Here is a 6384-nt window from a genome sequence, read left to right on the forward strand (position 1 = left end):
TATTTAGTCGTAATCAAGCCGTCTGGCTCTACTGTGAACTCTGGCTTGTCTGCCATTGTTCCGTCTGGTTTGAGGTAGTACCAGCCTGTTCCGTCTGCGGACTGGACGAAGGCGTTTGATACCATGGCACCTTCTTTACCGTCAAGATAATACCAAGTCTCCTTGTACTTGACCCAGCCTGTCTTCATAGCGCCCTCTACGTCGAAATAATACCACTTCTCAGCGATTTTCTTCCAGCCTGTCGCCATTTCACCTGACTGGTCAAACCAGTACCAATTACCATCTGTGTGCTTCTTCCAGCGGTTCGCAAGCATGTAGCCTGAGCCGTCGAAGTAATACCAAGTGTCGTTGATTTTCTCAAACTTATCTTTTGGATAAGAGCCGTCTGAGTGTACATACCAATAGCCTATATCGTTCTTCTGCCAACCTACTTCAATTGTCAATCCACTTTCAATATCCTGCTTGAACTGTTCACGGCTAATGCCCCATTTGGCTAGATATGGATACGGGTCAACGTGGTCTGAATGATTGTCTGGTTGGTTATTGGTACAGTATTCATGTGTTTTGATACCTTCCAAACTGCTTGTATCAAGCGTTTTCGGCAAACCTGCTTCATCTGCTAGATTGCGTAAGAGTTCGATATAGAGACGGTAGTCAGCCATGAACTCTTCTGTAGTTGAATGGCTTTCAATCAATTCAACTGCCGCATAGCTTTCCGCATTCCAACCGCCACCAACGTCCCAGGCACCATTATTTACAGGACCGACCTGCAGGACACGACCGTTACCAACGACATGAGAGAAGAACCCAAGCTCAGGGTTCTTTCTGTAGTGATAATCAGCTTCATTTTGCACGGTAGAATTACGGTTCCCCGTAGAGTGAGCGTGCACTTGTCGATATGGCGCATAGCCTACTTGTGGCAAGCCTGTACGTAGTCTGCTTGTATCGATATCCATACCTATTCCCTCCAAGCATCGTTCATCTGCTTCACTGCGGACTCCACAAAGGTATCCAAGTCCTTATCGGTCATGCTGATCTTATATTTGGTCAGCTCAGCTCTAACTTTATCACGAGCTTGCTCTAGCTTTTCATCACCTTTATAACCTGTCTCGGCAGCCACCTGCTCCACGGCATGAACTGCGTTCTTGGCTAGGATTTCAGCGATAATCACCGCTTTCTCTCCGCCTTTTCGCAAAAGATAGTCTTTCACCATTTTCACGATACTGCCTACTGCTACTGCTAAAAAGCCTGTCGCAAAAGCGATAATAAATTCATTAAATTGTGTCATGTGTTGTTTCCTTTCTATTCTCTATAAAACTTAACATTAACGGTACCTATATACTCCCTTAAGTTTGTACCAGTTAGATATATGACTCCTCGGTTATACATATCAGCCTGAATTCTTATTAATCTGCTATTATTGAGTTGTACATATCGTATAGCAGCAACCTTAATATCATTACCTTTAATATCAATATTGTACCCACCCCAGTACTGCCACATTCTTGTGTTTAACACTTCCAATAATAATGACGGTCCACTCGACCACACCAACCTATCGCCAATATAGCGCTTGACAATCTCTCTACTTCCTAACATGATTCTTACTCTATCTCTCATAGCTTCACCTACTTAAAAATATCGTAAATCGTGTGAGGGTCTTTGGTAGTAATAGCATCGTACTGCTCTTGCGTACCGGCCCAATAGTTGAGTGCCTGCGAACCGTTCTGATTGACAATGTTCTGACCTGGAACTCCACTTCGCCCTTGTTCACCATCGTTGACATTATCCAAATGGGTAAAAGCAGAGGCTCTCAATCCTCTGTAATTCACTTCAATGCGAACTTCAAACCAACCACCAGAACGCTGAGAAGCACTCCATGTGCCAAATTTTCCTGCTGAATCAGGGGTCTGATTTCTCAAAGAACGCCAGTTTGTATAGCCAAAACCACGATAGTAATAATCAAGAGTATAGCCGCTCGTGACTGCTTCGCCATCGTAGAATACATCCGCAAACAAATTCAATCGGCTAGTAGAGCCATTCTTATAAGAACCCTCAATACGAACGCTGGCATTCAAACTATGCCCATTATCCCCTTTTAAGCTATCCCGTTGAGTCGGTGTCAGCGTATCGAATGATGGACGATTTTCTAAGGCGGAAATCCTAGCCTTGATGGGGATATCATTGTACAACTCCCATTTTTGGGCATAAGTAGACAAGTCTTGGTGGGAGGTCAAGTAGCCTTTCTCTTCCAGCTCCGCTTTTGTAACGAGGGTTTCTGGATGGACTTTCGGTCTACTCTCAAGGGTGTCCAGTCTTTTCTTAACCTCCCTATCCTTTAGCTCTGAGTCTTCTTTGATAGCCTTGACATCCTCACCGATTGCTCTTGCTAGATTTTCAAGGTTACTCATAGCACTCACGCTTTCGCTGCGTTATAGGTTGCGACCAAGTCAAGGTTGGCAATCTGGTCTACACGTCCGCTGACTTCAGTTACTTTGCCAAGAAGTGCGCTATTTTCATCTTGTCCCATACTTGTGATTTTTTCCGCGATTTCTTTCAGTGTGTCAAGATTTTCAGGCGTCCCCTCACCCAAGATTTCAGCCTTAACCTCGGATTTAGCACGGGTAATTGCTTGGTTCATGTCAGACGTGCTGACTTTCGTTTTCAGCTCTTCGTTTACCTTTTTGTTATCTTCCCCCACTGCCTGCGCAAATGCTGTTAATTTTGTAGTATCCATTTTGTGTTACACCTTTCCTAAATTGTAATAAAAGAGCAGGTCTGGCAATTCCTGACCTACTGGGCTCTCGCCTACAGTTCTACCTGCAAGCTGTTTCTCAACTTCCTTTGCAATATCCAGCTCCTTTAAAGCATGGACTTCTTCTGTGACCAATTCCTTATCTGAGGCGACTATCTTGATATGGACAGATTTATCACTGGGGAAAACATAGCCTCCAGCCGTGATTTCCAAGCGATAACTCCCAATGGGCAAGATAGCGTCCAGATGAAAACTCACACCTTGACCGGTAACGGTTACCTGCTTCTTCCACTGGTAGCCCTCCTTGGTCAGACTGATCAGCGCCTCCTCCCCTTCCAGAGAGGAAATCACTTGGTAGTCTTCGTCTAAGAGGGCAAAACCAAAGGTGGAAGCCAAGTCCCCTTGCTTAATCAGGTGCCCACCGTCAATTTGCCGCAAATTGGTCATATTGAGATTACAGACCATTCTGCACCTCTTTCTTTACTGTTTACTTTGTATCAAGGTTTTCAGTTCTCTCACATCTTCACCTAGCGATTTGACCTGTTCAGCCAGCACCAGAATAGCCTTATTTTGTTCGTCATGGTTATCCAATCTTTTGTTAGCCGACATTCGAAATTCGCGTAAGTTCTCAATGTCTTTTTCTATGGCTGTCATGCGATTTTCCTGCTTGGTTGCCCTGTCCTTCATGGAAAAGTACAAGACAACCACAGGAATCAGAGAAAAGAGAAACCGAATCAATAAGTGCTCAATCTCTGTCATAAACACCTCGCTAGTTTGCCAGATGGCTCAAACCACGTCGCTTCAATTCCTTGCGCACACGGTCTTTCCAGCGTTTATGTACCCATGAAAAGTCAACTGCTCCACGTTCCAGTAGGTTGATGTACATGTCGATTTTTGCTTGATCTAGTGTAATCTTACTCATTGCTGCTACCTCCATTGTCTTCACTAGGGCTCTCTTGGTTTGTCGTTTCAGAAATGTCATCTTCTTTCTCGCTTTCTTTCTTATCTTCTACCGCTGGGGTTGGTTGTGCTTCTTCAGCTTGGTTTTCTGTGTCCGTAACCTGAGGGGTGTCCTCGTCGGTCTCCTCCTGGTCAGACTCTCCTTGAGCTTCCAGCTCTTCCAATCGCGCTAAGATATCCTCAATATCCTGAGCATTCTGGAGATTGACTTTCTGCATGCCATCCATGAGCTGGTTGGCTCTCTCCAGCGCTTCCGTCGTCTTAGCCAGTTGTTCTTGGTTCTTGACAATGGCACTAGTCGGGTCAAGTTCAGTGCGAACCAATTCCAAAACCGCTTGGATAAGGGCGTCCTCACTATCCTGTGTATGGTCACCTGGCAATTCGCACTGCTCATAAGAATAGCGCCCCTTGTTTTCCATCTTGATTGCGACAACTGTTACATTTTCCCCACCTTTCAAGTAGGGATTGATTGCTACTTCGTAATTCATTCCTTATTTCCTTTCATTTTCGCTTGTGTTTCGTCAAAAAGTTCTTTAAGCGCTGGGTCATATTCCAGCACCGCCTTAAAGGCCTGTAATTCAGCCAAAGCCAGCCTATGGTGTACATTTAAATGCGCATAGTTCAATTCGATATCAGCCAAACGGTCGACGAGCGACTCAGCGACTAGCTTGTCGATTGTGTGATTATCCATGTCTGTTCTCCATTTTTTCTATTTTTTGATTTAATTCTTGGATTGCCTTAATTAAGTAAGGAACTAAAGCGGTATAGTCTATATGTAGATAGCCATCTGGATTCTCAGGATCTCGTGAGACAATTCTTGGAACGATGGTTTCAGCCTCTTGAGCTATTAGACCAATCTCCTCATGTTTCTTACTTTCGATGAAATCAAATGCAACCATTCTTAATCTGTTGATTTTGTCCAAGGCTTTCACAGCTGTATCTGTGATGTTCTCTTTTAAGCGTCTGTCTGATTTTTGTTCCATCCAATACTTCACGCTACCACTACCGACCTGATTCCACCAAACAACCGCATTCCTTCCGCCTTTGGGATTCCAACCATCACCAAAGACGTCTTTACTTCCAAGTTCGATACCATTTAAAAACACAGGAGAACGAGAAAAAGTAGTATTCCCATAGAAGTTTGCTCTCGATGAATTCGAAAAGTCAACCCTACCGTGGAAATTTGCTCCGTTTCGGCAATGCATGTTTCCTAACGTTGTCACATACCAAGCATTGGGGCCAGGACTGTTCCAATTGTAACCCCAGTTCGCCCAAAATGCGGTATTTTCGCCATTGTAGCTTCCGCCTTCGCCGTTTCCCATGCCGACCGAGAATTGGTTGACACCAGAAATCCAGCGACCTCTTCCTTGAGCAAAACGACCAATTGTAAACCCTCCTATTTGACCCTGATAAGCTTCTAAGAAAGTCGAGCGATTCACAACTGATTCAATCTTAGTCGCAAAGATACGTTTAGAAGTTAGTTCTCCAATAAAGGCGTCGTTGGCAATAAGTTTTCGAATAAAGGCATGATCAAACTTTACCTTATCAGCTGTGACCGCTTCGGCAGCTAAAACAGCTGTCGTTACTGAACCTGATTCAAAATTAGCTGTCTTCAACTTATCAACCATGGCAGACTTGATGACTGCTCTGTCAATCAGGGTCTCGCCTGTTATATGGGTTAATTTCCCAGAAAGACGATTATGACCATTGGCTCCTAGATTGATACCCGAAATCAAATCACCTGCACTGTTGATGTTTTGAACCAACCAGGAGCCAGCTAGTTGAGTCATTTTTGTTTGCGTTGCTTCAAGCTTCTTATTCGCATCTGCGACTGCATCTTCTGGATGTGGTTGCCATGTTCTAGGTTTATAACCTTTGTACAAGTCAACTTCTGTAATATACAAATCAGCTGTTCCTGATGATGAGCCATTGTTCTCAAAACGAATGTAAGCATTATCCATTTCTCCGGAATTAAAAGTTACTGAGACATCTTCGCATCTAGAGGTAGATAGTTTCTTGCTGCTAACAACTTTCTTAAAGATTGTGAATCCATCGCTCTCGCCTGCTCTTCGTCCCAAAATATAAACATCATAGCTTGCTAGAGCACTGTTGTTAAATCCTCTAAAATTCAGTACATAGTCAGTATTTCGTTCAAGATTAAAACGGTGACTAGACAAAAAGTTTTTGTTTTTAGTTGCATTGCTTAAACGCATAAGGTCTTTCTGCCCGTTGTGATAAAAGCTATGCTTAACCAATCTTCCTAAATTTTGAGTTGAGCCCCATTTATTCGTAGCATTTTTAAAATCACTATTCTTAATGAGGTTAGGGCCGCTTACACTATATTTCCCAACCTCAACCTGAAACAGTTGATTGGTCATAGCCATGCGAGCAACCTTATCCGCAATTCCATTTTCAGTATTGCCCAAAATCCGCTCGTAAAGTTCACTGGTTTCCTTAACACGCTGGAAGTCAGTAGTCTCTACCTTACCTGCCAGTTGATGGGATAGGTTCGCAATGTTCCTGGTCATATCCTGCTTATAAGTTGTTATTTGGCTTGAAATATCCCTAAATGTCCCGTCGGCAGATTGACGATAGCTAGCTATTTGGCTAGTTATTTCTCTATTCGCACTCGTTTTAACTCCTTCAATTCTCCGATGAATCCCCTCCAC

10 protein-coding genes are annotated in these 6384 nt (G+C 43.7%); all 10 read right to left on the minus strand.

The window, feature by feature from the left end:
* On the minus strand, positions 1-956 hold a 956-nt coding region (locus HT688_RS11160), incomplete at its 3' end, for an N-acetylmuramoyl-L-alanine amidase family protein (RefSeq protein ID WP_172923799.1).
* Between the two features lie 2 nt (positions 957-958).
* Positions 959-1288, minus strand: a complete 330-nt coding sequence (locus HT688_RS11165; RefSeq protein ID WP_000191485.1) for a phage holin — start codon at positions 1286-1288, stop codon at positions 959-961.
* A 340-nt stretch (positions 1289-1628) separates the two neighbouring features.
* A complete protein-coding gene (locus HT688_RS11170) occupies positions 1629-2411 on the minus strand; it encodes a phage upper tail fiber protein (protein ID WP_000067166.1) in 783 nt (260 codons plus the stop codon).
* Between the two features lie 5 nt (positions 2412-2416).
* Positions 2417-2737, minus strand: coding sequence for a hypothetical protein (locus HT688_RS11175; protein ID WP_000381731.1), 321 nt, complete (start codon positions 2735-2737; stop codon positions 2417-2419).
* A gap of 6 nt (positions 2738-2743) precedes the next feature.
* Entirely contained in the window at positions 2744-3202 is a 459-nt protein-coding gene (locus HT688_RS11180; protein ID WP_240148178.1) for a hypothetical protein, read from the minus strand.
* 33 nt (positions 3203-3235) lie between these two features.
* Positions 3236-3514, minus strand: a complete 279-nt coding sequence (locus HT688_RS11185) for a DUF7365 family protein (RefSeq protein WP_000134981.1) — start codon at positions 3512-3514, stop codon at positions 3236-3238.
* Positions 3515-3524: 10 nt separating this feature from the next.
* The gene (locus tag HT688_RS11190) at positions 3525-3677 is read right to left on the minus strand and encodes a hypothetical protein (protein ID WP_000036642.1); all 153 of its coding nucleotides are present in this window, start codon (positions 3675-3677) and stop codon (positions 3525-3527) included.
* Positions 3670-4203: a hypothetical protein gene (locus HT688_RS11195; protein ID WP_001105679.1), complete on the minus strand. Its 534-nt coding sequence runs from the start codon at positions 4201-4203 to the stop codon at positions 3670-3672. Before HT688_RS11195 ends, HT688_RS11190 begins: the two co-directional genes overlap by 8 nt.
* Positions 4200-4406: a hypothetical protein gene (locus HT688_RS11200; RefSeq protein ID WP_000368698.1), complete on the minus strand. Its 207-nt coding sequence runs from the start codon at positions 4404-4406 to the stop codon at positions 4200-4202. Before HT688_RS11200 ends, HT688_RS11195 begins: the two co-directional genes overlap by 4 nt.
* Positions 4399-6384, minus strand: a 1986-nt coding sequence (locus HT688_RS11205; protein WP_172923800.1) for a tail fiber domain-containing protein, incomplete at its 5' end; no start/stop codon positions are given. The genes HT688_RS11200 and HT688_RS11205, both read right to left, overlap by 8 nt.

The organism is Streptococcus sp. 1559 (genome assembly GCF_013276735.1).
Classification (GTDB): Bacteria; Bacillota; Bacilli; order Lactobacillales; family Streptococcaceae; genus Streptococcus; species Streptococcus pseudopneumoniae.

What these genes read in the sequence shown, in the direction of transcription:
- HT688_RS11165 (WP_000191485.1), bottom strand. Translation starts at nt 1,288, where the DNA reads ATGACACAATTTAATGAATTTATTATCGCTTTTGCGACAGGCTTTTTA.
- HT688_RS11170 (WP_000067166.1), bottom strand. Translation starts at nt 2,411, where the DNA reads ATGAGTAACCTTGAAAATCTAGCAAGAGCAATCGGTGAGGATGTCAAG.
- HT688_RS11175 (WP_000381731.1), bottom strand. Translation starts at nt 2,737, where the DNA reads ATGGATACTACAAAATTAACAGCATTTGCGCAGGCAGTGGGGGAAGAT.
- HT688_RS11180 (WP_240148178.1), bottom strand. Translation starts at nt 3,202, where the DNA reads ATGACCAATTTGCGGCAAATTGACGGTGGGCACCTGATTAAGCAAGGG.
- HT688_RS11185 (WP_000134981.1), bottom strand. Translation starts at nt 3,514, where the DNA reads ATGACAGAGATTGAGCACTTATTGATTCGGTTTCTCTTTTCTCTGATT.
- HT688_RS11190 (WP_000036642.1), bottom strand. Translation starts at nt 3,677, where the DNA reads ATGAGTAAGATTACACTAGATCAAGCAAAAATCGACATGTACATCAAC.
- HT688_RS11195 (WP_001105679.1), bottom strand. Translation starts at nt 4,203, where the DNA reads ATGAATTACGAAGTAGCAATCAATCCCTACTTGAAAGGTGGGGAAAAT.
- HT688_RS11200 (WP_000368698.1), bottom strand. Translation starts at nt 4,406, where the DNA reads ATGGATAATCACACAATCGACAAGCTAGTCGCTGAGTCGCTCGTCGAC.